The 26,376-nt window shown below is 54.0% G+C and carries 26 protein-coding genes and 2 pseudogenes; 13 read left to right on the top strand and 15 right to left on the bottom strand.

All coding sequences use genetic code 11. The features are described 5' to 3' along the window. Nucleotides 1-30 precede the first annotated feature (30 nt). The 3 genes from JMJ16_RS57380 (at nucleotide 31) to JMJ16_RS32985 (ending at nucleotide 4,511) form a co-directional block, all read left to right on the top strand. Nucleotides 31-552: a glycosyltransferase family 2 protein gene (locus JMJ16_RS57380; protein WP_374229115.1), complete on the top strand. Its 522-nt coding sequence runs from the start codon at nucleotides 31-33 to the stop codon at nucleotides 550-552. Nucleotides 553-605: 53 nt separating this feature from the next. Then, entirely contained in the window at nucleotides 606-2,498 is a 1,893-nt protein-coding gene (locus tag JMJ16_RS32990; RefSeq protein WP_201388507.1) for a phospholipid carrier-dependent glycosyltransferase, read from the top strand. Between the two features lie 180 nt (nucleotides 2,499-2,678). Beyond that, the gene (locus JMJ16_RS32985; RefSeq protein ID WP_201388505.1) at nucleotides 2,679-4,511 is read left to right on the top strand and encodes a cellulase family glycosylhydrolase; all 1,833 of its coding nucleotides are present in this window, start codon (nucleotides 2,679-2,681) and stop codon (nucleotides 4,509-4,511) included. 103 nt (nucleotides 4,512-4,614) lie between these two features. On the opposite strand, the gene JMJ16_RS32980 is transcribed toward JMJ16_RS32985, so the two are convergent. Further along, nucleotides 4,615-5,022: a MerR family transcriptional regulator gene (locus tag JMJ16_RS32980; RefSeq protein WP_201388503.1), complete on the bottom strand. Its 408-nt coding sequence runs from the start codon at nucleotides 5,020-5,022 to the stop codon at nucleotides 4,615-4,617. Between the two features lie 151 nt (nucleotides 5,023-5,173). On the opposite strand from JMJ16_RS32980, the gene JMJ16_RS32975 reads away from it, so the two are divergent. After that, nucleotides 5,174-6,067 carry an SDR family oxidoreductase gene (locus tag JMJ16_RS32975; protein WP_201388501.1) on the top strand — a complete coding sequence of 298 codons (894 nt, stop codon included), beginning with the start codon at nucleotides 5,174-5,176 and terminating at the stop codon, nucleotides 6,065-6,067. A 15-nt stretch (nucleotides 6,068-6,082) separates the two neighbouring features. Next, complete coding sequence (locus JMJ16_RS32970) at nucleotides 6,083-7,114, top strand: LLM class flavin-dependent oxidoreductase (RefSeq protein ID WP_201388499.1); 1,032 nt, start codon at nucleotides 6,083-6,085, stop codon at nucleotides 7,112-7,114. Between the two features lie 82 nt (nucleotides 7,115-7,196). Here the strand turns inward: JMJ16_RS32970 and JMJ16_RS32965 are convergent, their stop codons facing one another. Both JMJ16_RS32965 and JMJ16_RS32960 read right to left on the bottom strand, forming a co-directional pair. After that, nucleotides 7,197-8,141: a class I SAM-dependent methyltransferase gene (locus JMJ16_RS32965; RefSeq protein ID WP_201388497.1), complete on the bottom strand. Its 945-nt coding sequence runs from the start codon at nucleotides 8,139-8,141 to the stop codon at nucleotides 7,197-7,199. Nucleotides 8,142-8,367: 226 nt separating this feature from the next. Continuing rightward, nucleotides 8,368-8,739, bottom strand: coding sequence for a DoxX family protein (locus JMJ16_RS32960; RefSeq protein ID WP_201388495.1), 372 nt, complete (start codon nucleotides 8,737-8,739; stop codon nucleotides 8,368-8,370). A gap of 265 nt (nucleotides 8,740-9,004) precedes the next feature. Here JMJ16_RS32960 and cofE point away from each other — a divergent pair, with 265 nt between their 5' ends. The 5 genes from cofE to JMJ16_RS32935 are packed head-to-tail and all read left to right on the top strand — an operon-like array spanning nucleotide 9,005 to nucleotide 12,499. Then, entirely contained in the window at nucleotides 9,005-9,772 is a 768-nt protein-coding gene (cofE, locus tag JMJ16_RS32955) for a coenzyme F420-0:L-glutamate ligase (RefSeq protein WP_201388493.1), read from the top strand. Nucleotides 9,773-9,793: 21 nt separating this feature from the next. Continuing rightward, nucleotides 9,794-10,447, top strand: coding sequence for a nitroreductase family protein (locus tag JMJ16_RS32950; RefSeq protein WP_201388491.1), 654 nt, complete (start codon nucleotides 9,794-9,796; stop codon nucleotides 10,445-10,447). A 17-nt stretch (nucleotides 10,448-10,464) separates the two neighbouring features. After that, nucleotides 10,465-11,397, top strand: a complete 933-nt coding sequence (gene cofD / locus JMJ16_RS32945) for a 2-phospho-L-lactate transferase (RefSeq protein WP_201388489.1) — start codon at nucleotides 10,465-10,467, stop codon at nucleotides 11,395-11,397. 36 nt (nucleotides 11,398-11,433) lie between these two features. Then, nucleotides 11,434-12,048: a 2-phospho-L-lactate guanylyltransferase gene (gene cofC, locus JMJ16_RS32940; RefSeq protein WP_201388487.1), complete on the top strand. Its 615-nt coding sequence runs from the start codon at nucleotides 11,434-11,436 to the stop codon at nucleotides 12,046-12,048. Further along, the gene (locus JMJ16_RS32935) at nucleotides 12,017-12,499 is read left to right on the top strand and encodes a PPOX class F420-dependent oxidoreductase (protein ID WP_236601772.1); all 483 of its coding nucleotides are present in this window, start codon (nucleotides 12,017-12,019) and stop codon (nucleotides 12,497-12,499) included. The genes cofC and JMJ16_RS32935 overlap by 32 nt, the downstream gene beginning before the upstream one ends. A 68-nt stretch (nucleotides 12,500-12,567) precedes the next feature. Here JMJ16_RS32935 and JMJ16_RS32930 read toward each other — a convergent pair whose 3' ends face one another. The 6 genes and pseudogenes from JMJ16_RS32930 to JMJ16_RS32905 all read right to left on the bottom strand — a co-directional run bounded on the left by JMJ16_RS32930 (nucleotide 12,568) and on the right by JMJ16_RS32905 (nucleotide 19,217). Continuing rightward, nucleotides 12,568-12,828 (bottom strand): ubiquitin carboxyl-terminal hydrolase 14, encoded by a 261-nt coding sequence (locus JMJ16_RS32930; RefSeq protein WP_201388485.1) that lies wholly within the window; start codon nucleotides 12,826-12,828, stop codon nucleotides 12,568-12,570. A gap of 30 nt (nucleotides 12,829-12,858) precedes the next feature. Continuing rightward, nucleotides 12,859-14,250 (bottom strand): sensor histidine kinase, encoded by a 1,392-nt coding sequence (locus tag JMJ16_RS32925; protein WP_201388483.1) that lies wholly within the window; start codon nucleotides 14,248-14,250, stop codon nucleotides 12,859-12,861. Beyond that, nucleotides 14,250-15,914 (bottom strand): annotated as a pseudogene (locus JMJ16_RS57375) (FAD-dependent oxidoreductase). The gene JMJ16_RS32925 and the pseudogene JMJ16_RS57375 overlap by 1 nt, the downstream one beginning before the upstream one ends. A 382-nt stretch (nucleotides 15,915-16,296) precedes the next feature. After that, entirely contained in the window at nucleotides 16,297-16,938 is a 642-nt protein-coding gene (locus JMJ16_RS32915; RefSeq protein ID WP_201388481.1) for a hypothetical protein, read from the bottom strand. 16 nt (nucleotides 16,939-16,954) lie between these two features. Beyond that, on the bottom strand, nucleotides 16,955-18,169 hold the full coding sequence (locus tag JMJ16_RS32910) for an RNA-guided endonuclease TnpB family protein (protein ID WP_201388479.1): 1,215 nt from the start codon (nucleotides 18,167-18,169) through the stop codon (nucleotides 16,955-16,957). Between the two features lie 16 nt (nucleotides 18,170-18,185). Then, on the bottom strand, nucleotides 18,186-19,217 hold the full coding sequence (locus JMJ16_RS32905; RefSeq protein ID WP_236601769.1) for a baseplate J/gp47 family protein: 1,032 nt from the start codon (nucleotides 19,215-19,217) through the stop codon (nucleotides 18,186-18,188). 40 nt (nucleotides 19,218-19,257) lie between these two features. On the opposite strand from JMJ16_RS32905, the gene JMJ16_RS54755 reads away from it, so the two are divergent. After that, entirely contained in the window at nucleotides 19,258-19,518 is a 261-nt protein-coding gene (locus JMJ16_RS54755) for a hypothetical protein (protein WP_236601768.1), read from the top strand. Between the two features lie 99 nt (nucleotides 19,519-19,617). On the opposite strand, the gene JMJ16_RS32900 is transcribed toward JMJ16_RS54755, so the two are convergent. The 4 genes from JMJ16_RS32900 to JMJ16_RS32885 form a co-directional block, all read right to left on the bottom strand. Beyond that, nucleotides 19,618-20,046: a hypothetical protein gene (locus JMJ16_RS32900; protein WP_201388477.1), complete on the bottom strand. Its 429-nt coding sequence runs from the start codon at nucleotides 20,044-20,046 to the stop codon at nucleotides 19,618-19,620. After that, nucleotides 20,043-20,780 carry a hypothetical protein gene (locus JMJ16_RS32895; protein WP_201388474.1) on the bottom strand — a complete coding sequence of 246 codons (738 nt, stop codon included), beginning with the start codon at nucleotides 20,778-20,780 and terminating at the stop codon, nucleotides 20,043-20,045. Before JMJ16_RS32895 ends, JMJ16_RS32900 begins: the two co-directional genes overlap by 4 nt. Beyond that, on the bottom strand, nucleotides 20,780-21,202 hold the full coding sequence (locus JMJ16_RS32890; RefSeq protein WP_201388472.1) for a hypothetical protein: 423 nt from the start codon (nucleotides 21,200-21,202) through the stop codon (nucleotides 20,780-20,782). The genes JMJ16_RS32895 and JMJ16_RS32890 overlap by 1 nt, the downstream gene beginning before the upstream one ends. Nucleotides 21,203-21,263: 61 nt before the next feature. Then, entirely contained in the window at nucleotides 21,264-21,752 is a 489-nt protein-coding gene (locus tag JMJ16_RS32885) for a hypothetical protein (protein WP_201388470.1), read from the bottom strand. A gap of 316 nt (nucleotides 21,753-22,068) precedes the next feature. Here JMJ16_RS32885 and JMJ16_RS32880 point away from each other — a divergent pair, with 316 nt between their 5' ends. Beyond that, entirely contained in the window at nucleotides 22,069-22,275 is a 207-nt protein-coding gene (locus tag JMJ16_RS32880) for a hypothetical protein (RefSeq protein ID WP_201388468.1), read from the top strand. Between the two features lie 162 nt (nucleotides 22,276-22,437). On the opposite strand, the pseudogene JMJ16_RS54750 reads toward JMJ16_RS32880, so the two are convergent. Further along, nucleotides 22,438-22,830 (bottom strand): annotated as a pseudogene (locus JMJ16_RS54750) (IS1 family transposase). 13 nt (nucleotides 22,831-22,843) lie between these two features. After that, a complete protein-coding gene (locus tag JMJ16_RS57370; RefSeq protein ID WP_374229132.1) occupies nucleotides 22,844-23,005 on the bottom strand; it encodes an integrase core domain-containing protein in 162 nt (53 codons plus the stop codon). Between the two features lie 483 nt (nucleotides 23,006-23,488). On the opposite strand from JMJ16_RS57370, the gene JMJ16_RS32860 reads away from it, so the two are divergent. Further along, complete coding sequence (locus tag JMJ16_RS32860; protein ID WP_201388464.1) at nucleotides 23,489-24,970, top strand: IS66 family transposase; 1,482 nt, start codon at nucleotides 23,489-23,491, stop codon at nucleotides 24,968-24,970. Nucleotides 24,971-26,376 lie beyond the last annotated feature (1,406 nt).

The raw sequence follows: 26,376 nt of genomic DNA, 5'->3' as shown, positions 1-26,376 counted from the left end.
GGGCATCCGCCTCTGCCTCTCGGGGCACGCGTGCGTATCATCTATGATGATGAGTTTGTCACAAAAGAGGAGACGCCTCACACGATTGAGCAATTTATCAAGCAGCGCACCCGTTGGAACCAGGGCTTTATCCAGATTCTCTTCCGCGGGCGCTGGCTCAAACTCCCAAACCTCTCACAGCGCCTGCTCGCGCTCTATGTGCTGATCCTACCCGAGGTCCAGGCCTTCTTTACGCTGATGATTCCCGTCTCTATTGTGATGTTTTTCTTCGTTAAGCTGCCCGTGTGGATGGCCATGTTTACCTTCATGCCCTTCTACTGCTTTATCCTGGCCATGTTTATCGACCTGGCTGGTCTGCATGAGTTTGTGAAGGTGCATAATCGCCAGTGGAGTTGGCGCGAGGCTGGCATGCTCTTGATTGCCTTTATGCCTTACCAGATCTTACTGGGTATTGGCGCTATCCGTGCCGTCTATCGCTTTCTCAAAGGCGCCTCCAACTGGGAGAAAACCGCTCACATCGGACAACATCGCAGCAACATCGCCAAAGGCTGAAAGACAATGCCATTCTTCCTAATTCAACAAATCCAATAGAAGAGAGATAGAGTATGCAAGGACCTGAGCAACAACAGAGGCCAGCTCCTGAGAAGAGCGAGCAGACGCCTGCGCCAACCCTACCAACAACCCCACCTGTTCCGGCGCGTCCAGCCGAAACACCAAGGCCAGGGGCAGAGGAGAAGCTCGATCCAGGAAACGTGACCCTGTACCGCAATAACCGCTTCTTTGTGCATGCGGTCGTTCCTGATAACCATCGCCGTAATATTCAGCAGGCCAGCGGCAATACCTCGCTACTGGAGCAGATACGCTGGATATCCGCCGAGCAGCTACGTGTCTCCAAGATCAAGACACGCCTGCTGCCGCGTATTGAGTTGTTCAATCCAGCACAACGCAACGCTGTCCCCATACCGCTCTGGCTTGAGGGGCTAGTCGTCCTGGTTTTGCTAAGTCTGGGACTGGGTGTCCATGCCTTCAATATGTTTAACTATCCGCAGTATGGTCCGGATGAAGGCGCCTACATGGCGAATGCCTGGGCCATCATGCATGGTCATCTACAACCCTATCCCTACACCTACGATCACCCACCCCTGGGCTGGATACAACTGGCAGTCTGGACGCTGCTCACTGGCGGCTTCTTTAGCTTTGAAACCGCGATCAATAGCGGACGCGTGCTGATGCTCTTGCTCGCCATCGCCAGTGGTCTACTTGTCTATCTCATCACACGCCGCCTCAGTGGCAGCCGCAGCGCCGGGCTGCTGGCGATGACCATCTATACCCTCTCTCCGCTTAGCGTGACCTATCAGCGTGAGATCCTTCTCGATAATATTGGAACCTTCTGGCTGCTCCTTTCTGTCTTCTTTGTGGTACGTGGCAATAGCCGCCTACGCAACATAGTCTTTTCGGCCCTTGCGCTAGGTATTGCCATCCTAAGCAAAGAGATCTTTCTGGTCTTTATACCTGTGATGCTCTACGGAGTCTGGCTCTTTGCCACACGCTTCCAACGCAAGTTTGCCCTGGTGGCCTTTTGCTACATTGTGCTCTCGCTCAGTTCCGCTTATGCACTGCTGGCGATCCTGAAGGGAGAGCTGTTGCCAACAGGCCTGCTCCCCGGTGATACTCATGCTCACCCGAGTTTGCTTGGCACACTGCTCCAACAGGTACAATATGTTCCCAATATGGGAGATTTTGCGACAAGCTGGAATACCTGGATTCGCCTGGACCAGCCCCTGTTTATCGCCGGAGGCATTGCCCTGGTGATCAATATTGCTGGTGGCTGGTGGAACCGCCTGCAATGGCTCATAGCGCTCTTCTTTATCAGTTACTGGGTGCTCCTGTTAAGCATTCAGAACATCTTCCCTTATTCGATACTCCCGCTCCTGCCGCTCCTGGGGATGAATATCGCGCTGGCGCTGGATATACCGCTCAAAGCGCTCAGCAAACGCGCTGGCTTCGATCTGGCACGGGCCTTGCTCCTCTTTCTACTCCTTGGCGCACTCATTCCCTTAAATATTCAGCGCGCAAATCCTCAATTCAGCCAGAATACTGCAGAGCCGCAACGCCAGGCGCTGCTCTGGATCAATCGCAATGCTCCCACCAGTTCCATTATTATCATCAATAGCTACCTGTATACCGATCTCCATGAGACCGGAGGGATGGGCGTTGGCAGAGGCTTACCTTACACCCAGGCGCAGATCTACTGGAACGCGGCCTTTGATCCCGAGGTCCATAATACCCTGCTGCATGACTGCTGGAATCGCATCGACTATCTCGTGGTTGATGCTCAGATGCAGAGCGATATTCAGACGCGTGGTGGGCCAATGCTGCTCCTGGACCGCGCGCTCCATCGCTCGGTACTGCGTGCGCAGTTTGATGCCGCCAGTGGCGATGCGCAATCGCGTATCCAGGTCTACCAGGTCCTTCACGACACCACTAGTTATAGCTAACATGGCCTGTCTAAACGTCTTGTAGGGTCCATGCAAGCATGGACCCTTCGGCCCGCAGGCCGGACCCACGCGCTGGGGATATCGCTTCGCTCGGGAGGCTGAGCAAGCTCTGCCCCTACGAGGATATCGCATTCCAGTGTAATTAATATAGGGCAACCTATAGAAAGGGAATGAGCCACAATGACGCACAATACAGACGGCTCGGAGTCGTTCGATCACGCGCGTCCCACCGAGCCATTTCTTCCTCATCAGTCGACCAAGCCGCCCAGGCAGGCCCGTGGTGTCTCCCGGGTCGTGCTTGTCGGTCTGGCTATTCTGCTCGTTGGCTCGCTCCTGCTATTGAGCCTCGGACTACTTAAGAACACGCTTTTCCCTTCCGCCGCGGCTAGCGCGGTCGGAGCTGGGGCCTGGCATACCAATGGCAGCCAGATTTACGATGCCCAGAACCAGCCTGTGCGCATCGCGGGCGTCAACTGGTCTGGCTTTGAGACTGAGACGCTGGTCGTGCATGGCCTCGCCACGCGCAACTACAAAGAGATGCTCGATCAGATTAAGGCCCAGCACTATAATACGCTCCGCCTTCCCTATACTAACCATCTCTTCGATGTTAACAACCCCCCTACTGGCATTGACTATACGAATAATCAAGAGCTACGTGGGTTACGAGGGTTGCAACTACTAGATAAAATTGTGAAGTATGCCAGCCAGATTGGCCTGCACATCATTCTGGATCGGCACCGCCCTGGCGCTACGCAACAGGAGCCGCTATGGTATACCACGCAGTATCCCGAGTCGCGCTGGATCGCGGATTGGCAGATGCTGGCACAACACTATAAAGACAATTCCATGGTCATCGGGGCCGATCTGCATAATGAGCCAAGAGCACCTGCCTGCTGGGGCTGCGGCGATCCAAAACTTGACTGGCAACAGGCTGCGCAGCGTGCTGGCAATGCCATTCTCGCGGTCAATCCCAATTGGCTCATCTTTGTCGAGGGTGTGGAGTGTTATCCCGATCCTAATGCCGATAAACAGGTACCGGGAAACTGCTCCTGGTGGGGCAGCAATCTCAAAGGGGCCGCGACCCATCCAGTTCAGCTACAGGTCGCGCACCGCCTGGTCTACTCCGTCCATGACTATCCCGTGAGCGTCTATCCTCAGCTCTGGTTTAAAGATCCCAGCTTTCCTCATAATCTCTCCGCTATCTGGGATAGCTACTGGGGCTATATCCAAAAGCAGGGAATCGCGCCCGTCTGGGTTGGCGAGTTTGGAACTCGCCTGCAAAACGCGCAGGATAAACAATGGCTGACAAGCCTGGTCTCTTACCTGGGGCGCGGGGTCAATGGCATTAACTGGACCTTCTGGAGTTGGAACCCCGATTCTGTGGATACCGGTGGGCTCCTACAAGACGATTGGACCTATATCAACCAGGAGAAGCAAAATTACTTGCAGCCTATTCTCTATCCCTTTGACCAGGCTAGTCTAAATCAAGCCCCACCTGCGCCCACGCCGCACCCAAAAGCTACGCACCTGGCGTCCTCTCCCGTCAGTGGACAACATATCGAGCTTTATTACCAAAGCGGCAATGGTAGCGGCCCTATTGTAAATCAGATCCAGCCTCAGCTAAAACTCGTCAATACAGGCGCGGCCCCGCTTGACCTCTCGACGGTGACGATTCGTTACTGGTACACGCCCGACTCCGCCCAGGCACAGCAGACTTGGTGCGACTACGCCACCCCTGGCTGTGAGCACATCAACCAGCACATTGTCTTACTCTCGCCACCTCGCGCCAGCGCCGACAGTTACCTGGAACTCAGCTTCACCCCTGGCACCGGGAACCTGCAACCTGGGGATAATACCGGCGAGATTAAGTTTCGCTTCAATAAGACTGATTGGAGTAACTATAATGAGAGCAACGATTACTCCTTCAACGCCCATAGCACAAGCTATCAGCTCGCTCCCTATATTACTGTCTATATCCAGGGCCACCTCGTCTGGGGTAGCGAGCCAGCCTGACATCCCCCACTAAGAGCTTATCCGAAAACCAATATCTTAGGGACTCGCGAAAATTAAAATATCCGAGAATCCTAGAGGGTGAGCATCAGATGCTTGCGGAAGATTACGACGAAGGCTCTGCTCCACCGCTTGCAAGCCGTCTCTGATCAGTCGCCTGGTCTTCCTGAACTTCTGCTAATTTGCTTATGAGGTAGGCTCGAACTCGTTCTAATTCAGCTATTTTCTCGCTTACTGCATCAATTTTTCGCCGAATATACACGGTTGCTTTCTGGACCACCAGTTCACCCGTGTTGCAGACTTCATCCAGCTCTTTGAACTCAGCCAGGGTAAAACCTGCGGTCTGGACCTCTTTGATGGTCAGGAGATGCTCGACGGCTTCCTCGTAATAGTCGCGATAGTTATTGCCCTCGTCGCGCCTCACATGGCGCGCATCGAGTAGCCCTGCTTTCTCATAAAAGCGAATGGTGGGGGCGGTTAACCCTGTCTTTTCTGCCAGTTCACTGATTTTCATAGATTCTCCCCAAAAAAGCCTTGACCTTAAAGTACACTTTACAGTTTACACTCTAAACATCAATTGACACCTTGTCAAGAGGCAAATGACACATGGCTTTTTCGATAAAAAGAACGATTTCGTCAAAGTTTTCAGATAGGAGATACAGATCATGGCAACAAGCAACATGCAGGGAAAAGTTTGCCTGGTAACGGGCGCTAGCGGGGGAATTGGCAAGGAAACGGCCAGGGAACTGGCGAGAATGGGCGCGACTGTCGTGATGGTCTGCCGCAATCGTGCGAAGGGCCAGGCGGCACAGGCGGAGATCAAGGCGGCCAGCAGAAACGACCGGGTGGACCTGATCATTGCTGATCTCTCTCAGCTTTCAGAGGTGCGCCGTGCGGCTGGCGAGTTCAAACAGAAATACACGCAACTCCATGTGCTGATTCATAACGCCGGAACCATTAACGGTGAGCGTAAGGTGACACCTGATGGGTTGGAGAATACCTTCGCGACCAATTACCTGGCTCCATTTCTGCTCACCGAACTGCTGGTAGATGTGCTGAAGGCCAGCGCGCCTGCTCGCATCGTGAATGTCAGCTCTTATGCTCATACCCAGGGGAAGATAGATTTTGCTGACCTACGAGGGACAAGAAGATATAGCGTCGTGAAAGCCTATGGCCAATCCAAACTGGCGCAGATCTACTTTACCTACGAACTGGCCGACCGGCTCAGCGGCACAGGGGTCACGGTCAACGCACTCCATCCCGGTATGGTGGTTTCGAGCTTTAACAGTGGCACCAGGGGCATTGTGCATCTTATTGGAGAGTTATGTTACTTCTTTGGTGGTATAGATGTCGAGAAAGGGGCGCAGACGACCCTCTATGTGGCAACTTCCCCAGAGCTCGTAAGAGTGAGTGGGAAGTACTTCTCCCAAAACAAACAGGGCAAGGAGACGCCCTCTTCCAAACCCTCCTACGATGTCGCCATCCGCCGTCGCCTCTGGGAAGTCTCCGAGGCATTGATTGATCAGAGCGAACGTTCGCAGGTTGCCCTGGCAAAATAAGGAAGGAGAAAACAGATGATATCACAACAAGATCACCCGAATGCTCTCGCACAGCGCTCTTTGCGTGATCGCGTCGGAATTTGCATCGAAGGCACGGATCCCGTGGACAGTCTCAACAAGATCCGTGCAGCAGAGTTGGCGGGGATCCAACAGGTCTGGATGACGGCAGGAGGCGCTGGTGATGGGTCTCCCGATACACTGACGCTCTTTGCTGCCGCAGCAGCACAAACCGAGCGCATCCGGTTAGGGACCGCTATTACTATGACCTATCTGCGCCACCCGCTGCTGATGGCGCAGCAGGCGCTCATGATACATGCCCTTGCTCCGGGACGCCTGCGGTTGGGGATCGGGCCTGGCGCTCGTGAGAGCCTTGCGGGCTGGTATGGTTTGCCAATGACTGCGCCCCTGTCGTATCAGAAAGAATACATGCAGATCTTGCGTGGCTCGTTGTGGGAAAGCAACGCGGACTTTCGCGGCACGTTTTTCCAGACAAGTAACGCTGTTCAGATGGGCAATTTCGACGCGGTCATTACCGCCTCACAGAATGCTCAGATTCCTCTGCTTACCGCAGCGTTAGGCTCGAAGGCGTTCCAGCAGGCCGGAGAAATCGCCGATGGGGCGCTTTCCTGGATGTGCCCGGTTCCCTATCTGCTCAACCAAGCTAAGCCCGCGCTGCAAGCCGGAGCCGAGAGACGTTCGCGTGCCGTGCCCCCGCTGATCGCGCATCTGATGGTAGCGATGAGCACAGATGAAGCAGCGGCCCTGGCTGCGGTACGTCAGAGAGTGCAAGTGTACGCCAGGGTGAGTGGGTATGCGCGTGCATTTGTACGGGCTGGTTTTGCCAGGGCAGTGGAAGGCGATGAGAAAACGTTAGATGCATTGGCGCGGGCACTGGTCATCAGTGGCGATGAAAGCACCGTACGCCAGCGCATCCAGGAGCTTGTTGAAGAAGGCCTTGATGAGTTGATGCTGCAACTCGTTCCCGTGGCTTCCGAGGCCAGCGAACGAGATCAGTTGCTTCATCTGGTTGGCTCTCTCATTTGCTAAGGTGCTGATTTTCGGATAAGCCCTAAGTAGCAGCGTACACAAGTAGCGGGTGATGGGATCCGCTACTTGTGTACGCTGCTACTTACTTTTGCCCATAGACAACATATACTTCGTATTCAGTTTGATGGCTATTCCACTCGGCTTCCAGGGAGGCAATGACCGCGTCAAAGGTCTCTTTGGGGATGTTTAAATACTGCTGGCAGAGAGGTTGCAGACTGGGCCAGCCGGAGAGCATGTCGCGCGCCAGGAGTTCGCCCATGCGTCCGCCCCAGGAACCGACAGGCAGGTTCAGCGTCTTCTTCTGGACGTGATGTAACCCTGCCTGCTGGAGCAAGACATCCAGGCGCCCCATCACCTCAAGGTCAATCCCGCGCATCTGGCTCAATTGCCTGAACCAGGCCATAAACTGTTGCGTTGCCGCCCCCTCGCGCACAAATCCACCACCCATCTCCACTAGCTCAACCCAGCCTCCACGCCGGGTCACACGCGCTAGTTCTTGCACAACCCATGGCCACTTTGCGGCGGGAATAGCCGCTACTAATAAGCGTTGATGCACATAGGTCATGCTCTCGTCAGGGAATGGCAACTTCTCCAGCACATTTCCCTGCGTAAATTGATAGTTGAGCGGGCGCGAGGAGGCCTTACTGTTAGCCTCCTCCAGGTCGAGTCCAATCACCTGCAAATGTGGATAGCTCGTGGCGACCTCGCTCGCCCAGCGACCGCTACCACAGCCCACGTCCAGGACATAGCCTTGCTGGGTCTCTAGCTGAAAGGGCGCGGAGATATTTCCCTGAAGCACCTGGCGTAAGATATAGTGCTGGTAATCCAGGCGCTGAATCTCCTGGTCGTCTTTTGGCAATAAATAGGGGACATCCGTGCGCCGCCTGCGGCCAGCCCCGTCCACATAGGCAACGGTCCACTCTTCCGTTCGCGTATGATCAATCACACTACTAGCCAGAATATCGCTTCCCGCATTTCTATAATTGGACGCACGAAATAAGCGCGTAAAGAGATCAAAGAAAGACACTCTATGCCTCCATGCAAAAATTCTTGATGTCTGCTTGGTATCATGTCTTTAATAATATCTGAAAGCAGGTTGCTTTGGCTAGGGTATGTAGGCTTTTCCGTACATCTCAGACTCGCTGCGCGAACCTTGGGGTAAGGGATATGTAGAAGGGGAATGGACTGCTGGTCCATTCCCCTTCTACATATCCCTTACGACTCCGCCAAGCTGGTGCCAAGGCGCTCCTGGCCTATACCTCCTCGTGAGAATTGTCGGCTAGAACAAGAAGTAGGCCACCCACCGCCGCGAGGTTCTTCAAGAATTGGACCTGCTGATTGGCTTTCCCGGCTGGCGTCTCCTCTTTCCAGAATGGATGGCCCACGATGGTGGTGGGGATCAAGGCCCCCAGCAGCGCGGTCGCCGCGAGTTTGGGCGCGATGCCTGCCGCGAGGGCGGAGCCTCCCACAACCATCACCGCGCCATTCAAAATGGCTGCCTGCCGTGGCTGGGGTATTCCCGCCGCGGCCACCTTCTCCGCCCGACCATCGGGCTGCATAAAGGTATTGGCGCCTCCTGAGATAAAAATCGATGCCAGAAGCATACGACCCAGGGTTTTCAGCATTGCGTATATCCCCCTTTTTGCGATAGAGTATCAGAGAACCGTGCGTGGGCGACGCTGCTGAAGCACGCGTCTACATATGATACGCCATATGTAGACGCGTGCTTCAGCAGCGTCGGGCCATCATCATGCGTTCATCTTCTCTCTTTTATTCTCGTAGCAGCGGCTATTTCCGTTTCACCAGGGGGTCTGCTGACTCATCTGGTCCAACACTTTATTCTTTACAGTATGAGCGAACAGACGATATAATACCGTACGAGGGAAAACTATGCATACACAGATACAAATTTTACCTGTTACAGGTATTGGTGATATCCGCCCAGGAGATGACCTGGGCCGTCTCATTTATGACGCCCTGAAGCAGCAGCAATTGACCCTGCAACAGGGCGATGTGCTCATTATTACGCAGAAGATCGTCTCTAAGGCCGAGGGTCGTCTTGTCCATCTCGACGATATCGAGCCCTCTCCCTTCGCGCTCCAATATGCACAGCGCTATCAGAAGGATGCCCAGCATGTTGAGGTCGTTCTGCGCGAAAGCAAGCGCATCGTGCGTATGGATCACGGAGTAATGATCTGTGAGAGCCATCATGGCTTTATCTGCGCCAACGCTGGCGTCGACGAGTCCAATATTGGTGGCGAGCGAGTTCTCGCCCTGCTCCCAGAGGATTCCGACCGCTCCGCGCTCCAGGTTCGCCAGCGCGTGCAAGAACTGACTGGCGAGGGCGAGCATCTCGACTTCGCGGTAATTATTTCTGATACCTGGGGACGCCCCTGGCGCAATGGACAGGTCAATATGGCCATTGGTGTCGCGGGTATGGAGCCTGTCACCGATTATCGTGGACAAAATGATCCCTATGGCTATGAGTTGCGCGCCAGCATGATTGGCGTCGCCGACGAACTGGCGGCGGCGGCTGAATTAGTCATGGGTAAAGTCGACCGTATTCCCGTTGCGCTTATCCGCGGGTATACTTATAAAACGGGACAGGGGAGTGGCCGCGACCTCATTCGTGACAGCGCCACGGATATGTTCCGCTAAGAAGACATATAAGGGAATATCGTGACCACACCAACCTCACATTCGCGTGCCACCAGCGGCCTCCAGCGGAGCGACGACCTGGCCGGGTTGCTGCGTGGGCGCCGTAGCGTCCGGCAATATCAGGAGCGCGAGGTACCACGCGAGGCATTGCTCCAGATGCTGGAGGCCGCACGCTGGGCGCCCTCACCGCACGGACGGCAGCCCTGGCGCTTCGCTGTACTCACCCAGCCCGAGCCGAAGACCCGGCTCGCCGCTGCGATGGGAGAGGACTGGCAACGCAACCTGGAGATGGATGGGCAGCCCACCGAGATCGTACAACTGCGCCTGGAGAAATCTCGCCAGCGCATTCTCAAGGCGCCCGCCATTATCATCCCCTGTCTCTACCTGGAGGACCTGGATACCTACCCAGACCAGCAGCGCCAGGCCAACGAGAGCACCATGGCGGTCCAGAGCATCGGCGCGGCCATTCAGAATATGCTAATTATGGCCTACGACCTGGGCCTGGATACGGGCTGGATGTGCGCGCCACTCTTCTGCCCCGATATCGCCCGCGTCGCGCTGGGGCTCAGCGAAACGCTGATCCCACAGGCGCTCATTACTGTTGGCTATGCTGCGGCTGATCCTAAGCGCCGGGAACGTCTTCCTTTGGAAGAACTGATTGTCCATTTTGAGTAAGGGTGGAAAAGTAGCTTATGATCGTGGTACTCGCGGGCGGTGTTGGCGCCGCCCGCTTCTTACAGGGTGTGACGCAGGTCGTCCCACAAGAAGAGATTGTTGTGATCGCCAACACTGGTGATGATAGCCAGTTCTATGGCCTGCATATCTCGCCTGATATTGATATCGTCATGTACACGCTGGCGGGCCTCGTCGATGAGAAACAGGGCTGGGGCGTGCGGAACGATACCTATCACACCATGCAACGCCTCAGTGCGCTGGGCCATGAAAACTGGTTCCAGTTGGGCGACCAGGACCTGGCGACGCATATCCATCGCACCCAGCTTCTGCACCAAGGAGAGACGCTCAGTGCCATCACCGAGGGTCTGCGCCAGCGTATGGGCATCGGCCCACGCATCCTTCCCATGAGCGATGATTCCGTAGAGACACATATCCAGACGCCAGCGGGCCTCATCCACTTTGAGGAATATTTTGTGAAGCATCGCTTCAACGTCGAGGTCCAGGGCGTCGAGTTTGTCGGCGCTAAAACGGCACGGCCCGCCCCAGGTGTGATCGATGCCATTAAGCAGGCCGAGGCCATTTTGATCGCGCCCAGCAACCCCATTGTGAGCATCGGCACCATCCTGGCGGTTCCCGGCATTCATGATGCCCTGCACGAGGCCAGTGGCATGGTCGTCGCAGTCAGCCCACTTGTGGGCGGCGCTCCCATCAAGGGGCCAGCGGACAGGCTGATGCGCGCCCTGCACATGGAGGCCACCGCGGTTGGCGTCACGCGCTGCTATCGTGATTTCCTGGATGTGATGGTTATCGATCAGCAGGACGCGCACCTGGCCGAGCAGGTAGAGGACCTGGGCATCCCCTGTGTGGTCACCGATACCATCATGCGCGATCAACAGGCCAAGACCGCGCTGGCACGCACCGTTCTTGAGGCCGCAGGCCTCCGTTATTAGCATCAATCACACTAGAAGCTAGAAAGTCAGGCACGCATGGGGCATCGAGTATTAATACCCGTCAAACAACTATCGGCCGTCAAAACACGCCTCTCAGAGCATTTGACGCCAGAACAGCGCTCAACACTCGTGCTCGATATGCTCCATCGCGTGATCGATGCCCTGCACGCCAGCGAGGTCCTGGAATGCATCTCGGTGGTGAGCGCCGATCCCGAGGTTCTGGAGCGCGCGCGCCGCTGGGGTGCGCATGGCCTGGTAGAAGAGCAGCCAGGGCACAACCAGGCCCTGACCGCGGCGGCTCATCACGCTATCCATCACGGTGCCACTACCCTGCTCACCCTCTCGGCGGACCTCCCGCTGCTAAAGGGGCAGGACGTGCGTGCGATGATCGACCTCTCGGCCTCACACCAGGTCGTACTCGCCCCCTCACGTGATGGCACTGGCACCAATGCCTTCCTGGCACGCCCGCCGCTTGTTGTCCCCTATGTCTTTGGCGTCAACAGCCTGCAACACTACGTGGCCCAGGCCCGCGCTCTCAAACTCGACCATACCTTCTACCGCCAGTTAGGGACCGAGTTGGATATCGATACCATCGAAGATCTTCAACTCTTCAGGCGCTATGATCAATGCGCAACGCTGGTCAATAGGTAAGCTATGTATTCAGCACAAACGCTATCGATCACACTTGCAAAGGAATAGCACCGCGATCCTCTCTGAAAAAGTACGCGCTTTCCTAGAAGAGCGGCGTTTCGCCGTTCTGGGCACAATCAACGCCGATGGCACACCCCAACTCTCGGCCATGTGGTACCAACTGGAAGGTGAGCATATTCTCATGAACACAAAGGCGGGACGCGTCAAAGAGCGCAATTTGCGCCGCGATCCCCGCGTCTCCATCTGCTTCGAGGATGGAGGATATCTAACGATCACAGGTAAAGCCACCCTCATCGATGATCAGGAGATGGCTCAGCGTGATATTCATCGCCTGGCCGTGCGCTACAATGACGATGAGAAAGCGGCCCAGAGTATGGAGGATACGTTTGCCAAGGAGCAGCGCGTCAGCATTCATATCTCTATCGAGCGTGTGATCGAAAGCCTCTGGTAGGGGCAAAGGGAGACCCGCCTCGGCACTGCAAGCCGATCGCAGGTCTCCTTTTGATGAGGAAAGAAGCGTCAGAGAACGGCTTCGTCGATGTAACACCAGCGCCAGTCCTCACCAGGCTCAATCGATTGAATGATGGGATGGCTGGTCGCGTGAAAGTGTTTGGTCGCGTGCTTATTTTTCGATGAATCACAGCAGCCAACGTGGCCGCAGGTGAGACAGAGGCGCAGATGTACCCAGCTATCTCCAGTGGCCAGGCATTCTTCGCACCCGCGTGTGTGTGGGGTGACAGGTTGAATTGCGTCTTGATGGGCGCAGATTTGTGTACTCATTTCGTTCCTCCAGTGTACTGTTTTTGTTTACTATTGTTTACTATTAAGAGGGAGAGAGACTCGGAAACGGGTCTCTCCTGGCCGGGACGTCAGGGTAAGATCTCCATGATGGTCGGTCACGATGATACGATAGGCAATATCCAACCCCAGCCCGGTCCCTTTCCCGACCTCTTTCGTGGTAAAAAATGGCTCAAAAATCCGTGTCTGAATGTCCTGAGGGATGCCTGGCCCATTATCGACGATTTCCACACAGGCAAAGGCACCATCTTGCCAGGTGCTAATAGTAATCTGGCCATGCCCCTGGAGCGCGTCGATAGCATTATCTAGCAGGTTGGTCCAGACCTGATTCAGTTCGCTGCCATAGACAGTCAGGCGTGGAAGGTGGTGATCATACGCGCGTATGACGTTGATGTGTCCTCTAAGCTTATGGTCCAGAATGGTGAGTGTATTCTCCAGGCCATCATGAATATCGACCTCCTGCAACTGGGCACGATCCATATAGGAGTATTCTTTGACGGCTTTGACGAGATCGGAAATACGCGTGGTGCTCTGTTCCACCTGAGTGAGCAGGCCGTTGGCTGTAAGCGTGGCGGCCAGCCAGGTCAGCGCAGGCTGAAGCAGATCGTGCGCGAACTCCTCCGCAAGCGTCTCAAAATGGGCCGTTTCCAATCCAGCCTCGACGAAGGTGGCGGCCAATTCCCATGCTTCAGAGAGACCCTGATCCTCCAGCCAGGCCGTGAGGGTCTCTTCGCGCTCGCTCTGCGTCAACGTATCCAGTCTCACCTGGACGGCCTGTTGGGTGCTTGCCGCGCGCTGGATATCAGCGAGCAGCGCCCACTGCCTGGGGGTGAGCTGTTGGTGCAAGGTTTGATCGGCCGTCAGCATCTCCTGGAGCGTGGTGCGCAATTGTCCTGCGGCCCTGTGACTAGCAGCGGCAGGATTGTTCAACTCATGCGCCAGGCCAGCGGAGAGCTTCCCCAGTCCTGAGAGCTTCTCGCTCTGCTGAACCCGCGTCTCTGTGTTATGAATGCGTTGGGCCATAGCTGCGAACAGCCTGCGCATAATGGAGGTACATTTACCGAGCATCTCATCAAAATCGGCCGCAGTGATGCATAGCAGGTGGGTTTTCCCCACCGCGTGCGCGCTCGCGATATAGGGAGTGCCGGTCAAAAGGGGGACCTCGCCGGTAAAGGCTCCAGACTGGTGACGAGCCAGCACCACTGCGCGACCTCCAATTAGCTTGGTGACCTGTAATCCCCCCGCAAGGACGACAAAAAAGTTATCGGCTGGATGACCTTCAGCAAAGAGCAGTTCGCCGTCTTGCAGAGTAACCTCGCTGCTATGCTCAATGACCCATTGCGTCGGGTCATCTGGGAGAGACACAAACAAGGGAATGGTATGCAACGTTGCTGGCGTGAGCATCAACGCACCTCGCTCAGGTAACGATGGATAAACTGAATCGCTACGGCCCCTTCACCCACCCCTGACGCGACCCGTTTCACCGAACCATGCCGCACATCGCCTGCCGCGAAAATACCGGGTACATTCGTCTCCAGTAAGAACGGCGCACATTGTAGCTTCCACCCTGATGGGCGTTTGCCGTCACGGTCCAGGTCCGGACCAGTCAAGAGAAATCCTTGCTCGTCACGCAGGACAAAATCGGCCAGCCACTCGGTTCGTGGCATCGCGCCAATAAAGATGAAGAGCGCGAAGGCGGGCAGCGTTTGCCTCTCGCCGGTTTGCGTGTTGGCGAGCGTGATAGATTCCAAATTGCTCTCACCATGTACCTCGACCACTGAGGTACAGGTTTGCACAGTGATGTTTCCCGTCTGCTGAATCTGATCAATCAGGTATTGCGACATGGATTTGGCCAGCGAATCGCCGCGTACCAGCATGGTCACTGTGCGTGCATAGCTTGAAAAGTACATGGCAGCTTGTCCGGCAGAATTGGCACCGCCCACAACAAACACATCGGAATCGCGGCAGGACAGCGCTTCCGTCATCGCTGCGCCATAATAGACACCAGCGCCGGTCAGGCGCTCCAATCCAGGAATATCAAGTTTTCGATATGAAACACCCGTCGCGATCAAGAGCGCGGAACAACTCAGTTCGGAGCCATCAGATAGGGTGACGAAGCGATAGGGGCCATCTACGCGTATACTTGTGACCTCCTGGGGCGTGAGCAATTCGACCCCAAAGCGCCTGGCCTGGGTGACAGCCCTCCTGGCAAGGTCCGCACCGCTAAGGCCAGAGGGAAAACCCAGGTAGTTTTCAATGCGTGAGCTGGTACCCGCCTGCCCGCCAGGCGCCTCGCGCTCGATGAGCATAGTACGCAGACCCTCGGAGGCTCCGTAGACCGCACCTGCCAATCCCGAGGGGCCAGAGCCTACGATGATCAGGTCTTAGAACAACTGATCCGCGCGAATTCTCAAGCCCAATGTTTCCGCGAGCTGACTGGCGGTTGGTTGCGACACCGAAGTCCCATCAGGCAGGAGCGCCACGGGCAGATGCGAGGCATCCAGGTCAGCAAGCTCAAGCAAGCGTAGCGCCTCTGGATGGGTCTCCACATCGAGCCATTGATAGGGAATCAGGTTGCGAGTTAAAAAATCCTTGAGTTCGTGGGCCGTCGCTGACCAGCGGTGACCAATTAAGCGCAGCCCTTCAAAGAGAGGGCTAAAATCGGCCAACCAATCGTCCAACAAATCCTGGAGCACCGGATAAAGTTGCTCTTCAGGCGGGTCCCATGGCTTGACCAGGTAGTAATCTATGCGCACGCTGTTAATGGCTCGAATAGCCGCGTCTGTATCAGCATAGGCCGTTAAGAGCGCGCGCTTGGCCTGGGGAGACAGCACTTTCGCCTGTTCGAGAAACTCGACACCATCCATTTCTGGCATACGCTGATCCGTCAAAAGGAGGGCCACCGGTTCATGGCGTAAGGCTAATTGTGTCAGTATATCTAGCGCCTGCGCTCCTGATGAGGCTCGCAAAACGCGATACGTTCCCCCAAAGTGACGACGCACATCGCGTTCGATTGCGCGCAAGACATCCAGGTCATCATCAACCAGCAAAATAGCAGGTTTGGCCATCTGCGATCTGATTCCTTTCTCTTCCTTACGGACACAATGCTTGATTATAGCATAAAGATCATCGTTCGCTTGTCTTCCTCTCACTGGCCCGCTGTGCACACATTATCGCCCTGTTTATTTCTGCCCTCCCTCTGTACGAGTGTTGTGCCGCCTGCTGGGCTTGTGAAGTATCTTGTATCACGTTCGACATAGAGTAAAAAAGCATCTTTCCTAATGGTGTGTGTGTGTTTCATTGCAAATCTTGAGAAAAGTGTATCTGCTTCTGGCTCTGTTCGCGGTAGCCAAAAGGATAACTGGGGGGAGTATTTCTATCAAAGAAAGAAGAGGAGTACGGCCGGTCGCCAGGCAACCAGCCGTACTCCTCTTCTTTCTTCCTGCTTTTTTAGGCTGTTGGTGTCACAGCGTAGCTCACGACCAGGCCACTATTATTGGTTGTAACTCCGGTGGCGCAGTAAGAGAAGCCACTTAGCAAACTGGAAAGGTTGACGCTGAGCTGTGAGTTCATCACGTTTTCCAGGCTATCGCCCAGGCCTCCAACGGGAATCCCTCCTGTATCCACGCTCAGAACACGCATCTTTGGCTTACACGTATCGATGTATGGTTGCATCACAACGCGGAAGGGCCGGGTCACGGTCAGCCCGAAGATGGAGAACTGGTCCTCCCCCGCTATCTGCAACTGGCCCGCCTGGGGCGTCGAAACCTTTATATTCTGCAACGTGCCAGGAACGCTGACGTCCTTGACACGCTTGGCCGCGATAATTGTAATCAGGTCATTGCTCAACTGCACCATCAGCGCCTGCTTGTTATCGGGTTTCGGTGTGGAGATTGGCGCCTTTGACGTAATGCTGGCTGCGTACAGAATCGAGCCAAGCACGCCCCCCACAACGCCCAATAGCAAGGCCAGTATAATCGCTCCTATGAAACATCCGGCCCCTACCGAGCGTCGCTCGCGCCGGGCTGGTGGCGCGGGCGTCGCGCCAGACCTGGCGACCGGCTCTGTAAGATCCTCATGACCCGAACTCATAAATCTATCTGCCTTTCTAAATATGTCGAGAAATCTCTACATTTTCGATTGCGGTGAAAACGTCCGCACACCGCACGGAATCGTCCGTGTGTGGCCCAAGCCGGGCAAGGAACCTCATCAAGATGTTGACGGCACTGTTTTCGTCCCGATCCATGACGAGTCCACATTCACTACAGCGATAGGTTCGTTTCCACAGTGGCATGTCTTGCTTGCGCCCACAGCCACTACAAGTTTTCGACGTATCGCGTTCATCTAAGATAACGAGCTCTTTTCCATAACGGATGCACTTGTAGAGTAGCATTTGAACGAAGCAGTAAAGCCCCCAATCATTGTAGACCGCTCGGTTCAGGTGCCTGTTCCTCTCTCGGTGCTCATTCATGGTCATCTGCCGTTGAGAAAGGTCGCCGATCACCACGGTTCTCTCAACCAGTGTGTGCGCGATAAGATGGGTTGCCTTGTGCAGACAGTCCTGCTGTTTGTTGCGCTTCTGCTGTGAAACGCGCTTGTACACCTTACTCAAATGTTTGTATCGACGTGACCCCTTCTTGCAGCGATCTCGCTTTGAACGAATCTTGTCTAGTTGACGATTATACCACTGGTTACCCTTAAACCCTCCGATATGATAAAAACGTCCTTGATCGTTCACACCCGTTGCCAGCGTCTTCACACCTAGATCGAGGGCAAGCGCTCCGCCAGAATCATGCGTTTCCTCTTCCACCTCGTGGACAAACGATGCATAGTAGCGCCCCAATCCATCTCTGGAGATCGCGACATCTTTGTAGCCGATTGGGGCTTCTTCCGTCAGTTTGACGACTATATCAGAGTAGCGCTTGTTCTTGCCTTTGCCTCCTGTTGGAAGCCTGAGAGATAACCCTTCCACCTGTATATACATGGCCGGGTAGATGAGCGTGAAAAAACAATGCCGTGGCCGCACCCTCGGGAATCCAGGTTTTTCCCCGTTCTTGACCCGCCGAAAGAAAGCTTGCATCGCACCATCCAGACGGAAAAAGACCTCCTGTAAGAGCTTGCCGTAGACAAAGCGCAGTTCCGGGTCGTGCTCCTTGCTCTGCTGCAATGTCTTCTTGGCCTCTTTCCATCCCGGCCATTTCTCCCCATCCCGCAAGCGCATCACCCACCAATTGTACAACCCCCGGCATTTCCCCTGCATGAATTCTAGAGTGGCAACGTCTTGTGGACTGACCTCAAGCCTGATTTTCTTACTGACCAGCATCTCCTCTTCTCCAACCTCAATAGAAAATGAACACAAAACGGATATGTTGGACATCTGGCAGAGTCCCATTGGTGGAGAAGGAAACCGACTGCACCCCTGGTCGTGCTAATAAAAAGCTCTTGGCCTTAACCTGGCTTTTGTCTGCAATACTAGCCTTTAGGTATTCCTGCTCTGCCTGAGGGAACTGATACATCCACACGCTTGTACCACTCGCCTGCATGGTCATCGTTCCCTGTGCTGTAGTGGTGATGTGGACCTCCCCGCTCAGTGTGTACCTGATTCCTAGTTGCTGTCTCGCTTGGATGGTAAGTGTCTGGGTAATGAGGCCTTGGAGGGCTTGCGTCTGGTAGACAATGCCTATACATGTCTCATCCAGAGTAATGTGGACACTTGTCGTCTCCTCTCCTGGCTGGTGGTCAGTGCTCATCTTCTGTTCGCAGCGCAACGGGGTGACGAGTGTCTCGGTGCTCTGGACCTGCGTTTGCAAGGCCGCAATGGTGCTCTGGTCAAGGCTGGCTTTCAGGCTCGCGCCTGCGGTGTCGATGTCGTGTTGCGTCACGGTCTGATAGTTGCGTGCGTCTTGCCCTCCGCTAAAGGCTCCATTCACTGCGGAGATATTGACACCACAACAGGGACCATAGATCGCGCCTACCTTGAGGTTGCCAGCCGGTCCTGCCTGAGTCGCGTGGGCGCTGACGCTCGTCTGCCCAAAAGTGGGATAGCTTGCCGCACCTATGATCGCGTCTTGATCGGTTGTGATCTGGGTTCCGTTGGCTGCGATAACAAGAGTTCCTGCTGGTATGGTCTGTGCATAGGTTGCGCCATTGTAAAACGTGATGTAGCCGTGTGCAGCCTGCGCATCCTGATGCACTTTCCCGGTGGTGGCAACGGTATGCGCCTGGCTCATGGTAATAGTGGGAAGAAGCCTTCCTGGTACCTGGTGATGGTTTGGGGCGGTGCTTCCGATGGTCACTGTGAAGCGGGTTTCTATCATGCGTGCGACAGGAACAAGCGTCACTGTAGTAGTCGATGTCCAGAGGGGCAACACATACAGCAGGCATCCCACAACAAGCACACAGGCACATATAATGATGCTGAGAGCCACAAGGGAACGTGTAGGTTCCCTTGCCCACTCCAGGGGGCTTTCTCCGTGGTTCTGGCTCCTGGTTGATGAGTGGAACACTCTCAACGGTATTGGCTGGCTCTTCTGGCCCTTGCTCCTCTCTCGGGTAAATGTGAATTTCAATGTCATACATGCGGCGTTCGTAGTCGTACTCCTGATTGGCTTGTATGGGTGGTATGTTGTCCGCCGTGCGCGTCTGCTGGTGCTCTTGGTCAAGCTCGCATAAAATCTGCTCCAGGTCGTTCTGCATGTCGTCTTGCATAGGGTTCCCTCCAATAAGCAGGAAGGGGAAGAGCACACGGTGATGGTACTCTCCCCTGAGACATCAGGCGTTTGTGATGGTATCCCAAGGTGCTCGACAGGTGTCGAGTGGTCCGGCATTAAAGGCCGTATAGAAAAGTACCTCTTTATTGAGCTGGTCGAGCTGGTCAAAGAAGCTTTCTGGGGTAACTCCACGCCAACGGATGACGATATAGCCATCTCCCGATGTGCTGACTTTGCCATAGGAGACTAACACGGCTTGTATAGGGCGCACTGTCTGGAACGTGGTTTGAAAGTTCAGGGCAAGGGTGGCTGTGATAGTCTCTTTACACGAGATGACGATGTATTCATCCTCACCGCTAAACGTGACGCCCAGAAGGTCGTTGACGCGTTCTGTCAGCATACGCATGGTTTGGCGGGATCCCCTGGGATCGCGCTCCTGGGGTCGCTGTGGCTGCTTGGCTTGGATGGGGTACGCTGGCGTGGCAATCACTCTTTGACCTCCTTCATGGGTGTCGAGCTAAACACATCGTTCTCGTTCTTGTAGGCAATGCTTTGATCTCCAACGGTGACAATCATGTCAGGCTTGCCGTCTCCGTTCAGGTCTTTGAATGCCACCTGTGCGGGGGTCAAGTCTTGCCCACTCCCCAACAATGCAATGCCTGTCTTGTAAGCGTACGCCTTACTTGGGTCCCCTGCTGGTATTTCAATGACCGTAATCTGGCCGTGGAGGTTGAGCACAATGAAGTGCGATGGAGCTGTGCTCGTGTCATGATTGTGACCAACAACGGCGTCGGTCTGGTAGGTACGAGGGCGTCCATAGTGCAGGTTGTCTTGCCACGTCTGCCACGTCTGATTGAAGGCTCCAATTCCAAGCCATCCCCCAACCATCAACACGCCTGCCAGTCCTACATAGGCAGGCCAACGGGGAACATGAAATGGCCTGGACGTGCCAACGGGCAAGAGGGGCGGCTGCTGGTGCGGCCTCTGCTGCCTGGGTTGGTCATGGACATACACCTTGACCCGGCTCTTTGCCTGTACGTCTGTCCTGGCTGGATGGTAGGTGCCTTGGCGTACGACACTGGTATGGGGGCGTGTCTCATACAAGGCATCTTCGTCGATCTGGTCTTGGGTGCCTCTGTCCTCTCTGGGTGTTCTGGTAGCGCGGTTTCCGCGTTTGGGTGGATGCTCGGTTTCCAATGTTGGGCGATAGCGAGAAGGGGGCATTAGCGTTCCCCCCTCTCGTCGCGTGCTGGCTTTGGGCTGTTGGATTGTGCCTGTCGCTTGCGCATTGCATATTGATAGAACTCCTGGTTCCAGCCACACACATAACCGTAGCACCAAAGTGCCGGGCGCAAGGTGTCGTACATCGCCCATTGCAGAGCGTTCTCGACGTCCTGGGCGACAATCTCGCGCTTTTCAAAAGCCAGGGCGAGAAACTCGCTCCGTTCTGATTGCACCCCATTATGAAAGGCTGGATCAGCACAGATCAGGATCGTATCAATGCCTATGGGCTTCGTCTCGTCTGTCAGTCTAGGTGTATCTTCTGGGTGAAGACCAAACGAGGTGCCAACGCGCTGGCGTGAGGCGTCTTGCTGTTGTATCTCACCAGAGAAGTGAGAGGTGAGACTCGTTCTATTTTGCTTCATGCATTTTCTCCTCTGCCTCCCTCTTGTTGTCTATAAGCAACAAGAGGGAGGTTATTCCCGGCTAGATATGCTTCCCTGCAACATGGTCGGTTGCTTCTTCTGGAGTCAGAAGATCGTTGTTCACGTAGCCAGCGACCTCCGCAATATTGCTCTGGTCCTCGTGACAGGGGCACAGGGGGACATAACAGAATGGATTCATCACACTGTGACGTTGGTCGTCATTGGGGATAACAGGAAGAAAGTTATCCCCGTAAGGAGTAGGCTCCTCACAACGCCTGCCAGGTGAGGCAGAGGGTAGCTGTTGAGAAGCAGAGGCTTCTAGCAAACCTTTCACCCACCCAACGACCCACCCTGTATTCTCACAGGTCGAATCAGGAAAAGCGAGAAGACGATGGACAAGGTATTCGTAGAGATCATGTTCGCTAAGCGGGATTTGTGCATTCTGATAGGCTTGGTATCCCGCCTCTACGCCGCGAAAAAAGACAACGTTGGAAACCGTGACTGGCCCATCGGTCAGAAGATGGAACGTTGTTGAGGCTCTTTGAGACATACGCATCATCTCTTTCTTGACTGGGGAGCCTCTATGCGCTATGCTGAGCGCAGAGAACTCCGGACTTGGAAAGGTTTTTGTGTTCTCACTTGCTGGCTCTCGTTTGCAGACGAGAGCCAGTTTTTATCTGCTATCACCTCCTTTTTCTGTCATTAAGCGATTTTTATCTATCCAACTATAACATATTCTTGGCATTATTTCAATATCTTTGAACCCGTTTGGATAGTTTTGAGTATCCAGTTAGTAACTTTAGGTAGCATTTCCTGCGCTTCTATGCTATACTGGCTTCAATAATATTTAGTTCAGGGGAACGACTATGAAATTAGAAGAATTTCGTATAAACGTGGCTCGCCTATCTCGTCCAGAACTTTCAGCGATAGCAGATGTTTCGACATCTAGTATTAAACGTGCTGAAGATGGTGAAAGCATTTCACCTTTAACGAGAGCAAGAATACTAGGGGGATTGAGCAAGCATCTAGGCAGAACTGTAAATTCAGAAGAAATTGACGAGTTCAAAGAGTAAGCCTACTTGATCATATGCTTACTATTATAGGCTCTTTTTTGGCTTCTTTAACATTCGGGCTCTAAAAAGAGTAACTCGTGCGTATTGGCCTGCCAAGCCGCTCCTTTCGTCGCTTTCCTTGGCAGGCCAATACGCACATGGGTTGTTATTTTTGGTAGTGGCTCACTTGAGCAGGATGGCCCGCTCTGTATTGTAGCGATGGAGGAAGAGGAGCAAGCACGCCTCATGCATCAGCACCGACTTGGAAAATGATAACGTCATGCGCACAAAACGGGCCAGACGCTGCCGTAGGGTGTTATTCCACCACTCTACATGGGCGGTTTCTCCCGTCTCTTTTCCCACGGCGGTATGCAGCTCCTTGGGGATCACCGCCGCGTAGGCCGCCCAGAAGTCAGTGAAGCAATGCCCTTGGCAATATCCCTCTGGAATGGCTTCCTATAACCGCTGACACGTCTTTTTGCTCCGATCCCCAACCGCGTAGGCGACCACTTGCCGCGTCTGACGGCAGAAGGCAATCCAAATCCAGGAGTCGTTGACTTTTTTGAGCACAAACATAAAATAGACAGTTCTATAAGGTGAGATAAGGAATATCTTGTAAGTGATGTTGTTGAGCATACTGCAGCGGAGAAAGATTCGAGAGCCCCTCATGAGGTCGCTCCTGATTGTAAAAGTTCACCCATGCTTCGGCAGCACGCAAGAATTGTCCCAGAGTAGGCCTCTGAGTATGAATGGAAACGTCATGCGCCGCTAAGGCGGCTCACCACTCCGCATGAAAAGGAGTATACTCGAAGCAGCAACGTCCCAGAGAAAAGACGAGCAACAGAATACTGTGTCCAAGCGTGGAAATGAAACTGTTCTGAGGTGTCTGGGCGAACCACTCCATGTGGCCTCATCGACGCTTGCCGAGCCTCTCGGCGCTGGTTGGTCGAGAAGAAGACGAAGAATAACACTGCACAAAACAGACACCCCTTGGGAGGTTGCCCGACGAACGAAAAACGAAAAAGGAGGAGACCCAACAAAGGAGCGGTCATCATGAGTCTCGAAGTGATGTATCAGCGCTGTGCAGGAATTGATGTGCATCAACGCTTTCTGGTGGTGTGTGTGAGTGTGATTGAAGAAGAGGTATCTCCCGGATAACGAAATGGTAGTAACTATTCAGATGGGCCATGCAGTTGCGGAAACAGCATGCATCTGTTAGAGTAGATACATGAGAATGGATGAGGAATTAAATAAGCTACGCCAAGCAAATCACGACTTGCGTGAAGGTCTCAGGCAAGCGATCAAGGCCATTGAATCGCAGCAGGAGCACATCAAGATGCTTGAAAAACTCATCACTTCTCAACAAGAGCGCCTCAAAATGCTAGAAGGTCAGCTCGCCAAAGATCGCCATAATAGCAGTTTGCCTCCTTCCTCTGATCGTTTTGTACGTCCCCCTAAGAGCTTGCGGCAGCCGAGCGGCAAGAAACCTGGTGGACAAAATGGTCATCGTGGACACCACTTGCGACAAACCCAGACGCCTGATGAGATCCTCGTTCATCCGGTTCAATGGTGTGAGCATTGCCACCACAATCTGCGTTCCCAACCAGCTCACCTGCCAGAGCGACGCCAAGTCATCGATCTGCCAACCAAGCTCCTCTGGGTGAGAGAACATCGCGTGGAAGAAAAGCAATGCCCGGTCTGTTTCCATCTCACCCGAGCGTCCTTCCCCGCAGGCATTTCGGCTCCTGCACAATATGGGACCGGTATTCAGACCCTGGCTGCCTATTTGGTCGAAGGTCAGGCCGTCCCCTACGCTCGTGCGAGCCAACTCTTGCAGGAACTGCTCGGCGTCCAACTCTCAGCTGGCAGTGTCGCCACCTTTGTTCGGGCCTGTCATCAGCAGTTAGCAGAAGCAGAAACCCATCTCAAAACAGCGTTGGTGAAAGCAAAGGTGATTCATCAAGATGAAACGGGGATGCGCGTCGACAAAACAGGCTGGTGGGTTCATGTGTGCTCGACGAATCGGCTCACGCATTACGCCGCGCATCCAAGCCGAGGGCGCAAAGCCCTCGATGCCATTGGCATTGCTCCTGCATTTGCAGGCACCAGCGTCCATGATGGGTTGCGGAGCTATCAGGGCTACGGCTCCACCCAAGCCTGGTGCAATGTGCATCACTTGCGTGAACTGACCTTTCTCGATGAGGAGTTGAAACAGCCCTGGGCGCGTGCGATGAAAGAACTCCTCCTCTCGATGAAACACGAGGTGGAGCAAGCCAAAGCGTCAGGGCAACGGGAAGTGGATCTCTTGGTGCTCGCGCGTCTCCTTCAGCGCTATGATGAGATCCTCGCTGAAGGGTATCGAGCCAATCCTCCTCCCCCACCACCGAAGAAATCTGAACAGGGGAAGCGAAAACCAGGACGTGCCAAGCAATCCTCTGCACGCAACCTCCTCGAACGGCTCCCTCAAGGGAAATGGATGGTCCTTCGATTTCTCCACGACTTTGCCGCCCCTTTTGACAACAATCAAGCAGAAAGAGATCTTCGCATGATGAAAGTCCAGCAAAAGGTCTCTGGAGGCTTTCGCACCGAAGAGGGCATTGCCATGTTTTGTCGCATTCGCAGTTATCTTTCCACGTTGCGCAAGCAAGGGATGAAGCTGCTTGCTGCACTGGAACAAACCTTGGCGGGGAATCCTGTTCTTCCTGCTTTTTCATGATTCTTTTGAAGAGGTGTCACAATCGCCAGCAGCTTCGTCTATCTTCTGATAGTATCGAAAAAGGAGAATCTCGTCATGTTCCAGACCAAGACCCGAAAAACGGTCCTGCTCATTGGATGGGGGGAGCACTCCTCCTCATCTCTTTCGCCGTTGTCTCTTGCATGAATGTATCCTTTGCCACAAATCCCTGGAATACCGCTGAAATTGGACTCCTCTGGTGTTTCCTCATTGGTTGTATGTGCTTTCCCAGGGCAGTACGTCACTATCAAACAGGGAGGAGCCATGGAGAAAGGAGCCTGGCGTGGTATCGCCATCCAGCTCTCGTTTTCTGTCTGCTGGGATTTTTCTCTGGACTGTTGTTCCTCCTCTCTTTCACCCAAAAGTGGATCTTGTCTAACAACCGTCTTCCCTCTCATAATCCTGGGCTTGAAAATGATCCACCTCGCACGGTGATCGGTCTTGATCCATTTCTCTCTCTCATCGTTTCAAATGGGCACATAAACGCTCTGATGACTCCAGCGGTTCTTATCAACCTCTGTTTGTTCGTGTTGATATTGGTTTTGTTTGTTCACGTTTTCAAACAGAAAAACAGACCAACACATGAATAACACCTCAGAAGCCTGCTATTCCTCGCTAATGTCTGCCGTTCATCGTAGATTGACAGTCCTGCTCGTCAAAGCTGTTAAAACAGCGAAGGTGCAAGCATGATTGACATCTTCTTTATGGACCATCTGAATAGTTACTAAAATATCGATTATCTGAGAGCTACCTCAAGTATATCCACTTGAGGTAGAAAAAGCAATTTTAGAAAAAACAGAAATAGATGTATTTGTCGCAATCTGGCCATAATGTGTCCTGGTGAAAACATCCTTTCCCTTCTACAATAAACTGCTGTTGGACACACGATATAGCAGAGAACGTATAGAGAGGTAGCATGAAGATGCGCATCCCCTTCCTTACACGCTTGAGGTTAGGTTGTGCCGTTGTCGGATACTTTGTCTTGCTTGCAGTCGTATTCTATGCGGTATTTTTCGTAGCCCCCCAGGGGGGGGCGTACTATGTGGAGGCGAAGAAATGAAACCTGGGGACATTTGTATCGAGACAGTATCGTTCGTGACCAGACAGTATAGCTATGAGGAAATGAAGCGGGGTCAAGTCGACCCGTCGACGAACAAAATCATTGGCATCGCCCTCCTCTCTCTGTTGCTTCTTCCTCTTCTCCTGATCTTAGTTCCATTTGGCATCAGCCGAATGAAACGAGCTCGAAATCGAAAGTTCCAAAATCGAAGACTCCGTATACTCCGATAAAAAAAAGAATCCATCACTAGGGTTTCAGGCTACTTGCTGTCTGTGCTCATGTAGAATGAGACTCCCTCCTAAACTGGCGCTCAGGCAGAGAGGAAGAA

The organism is Ktedonobacter sp. SOSP1-52 (genome assembly GCF_016587395.1).
Note: the sequence above shows the minus strand (reverse complement) of the source record. Positions and strands in the feature narration are given on the sequence as shown.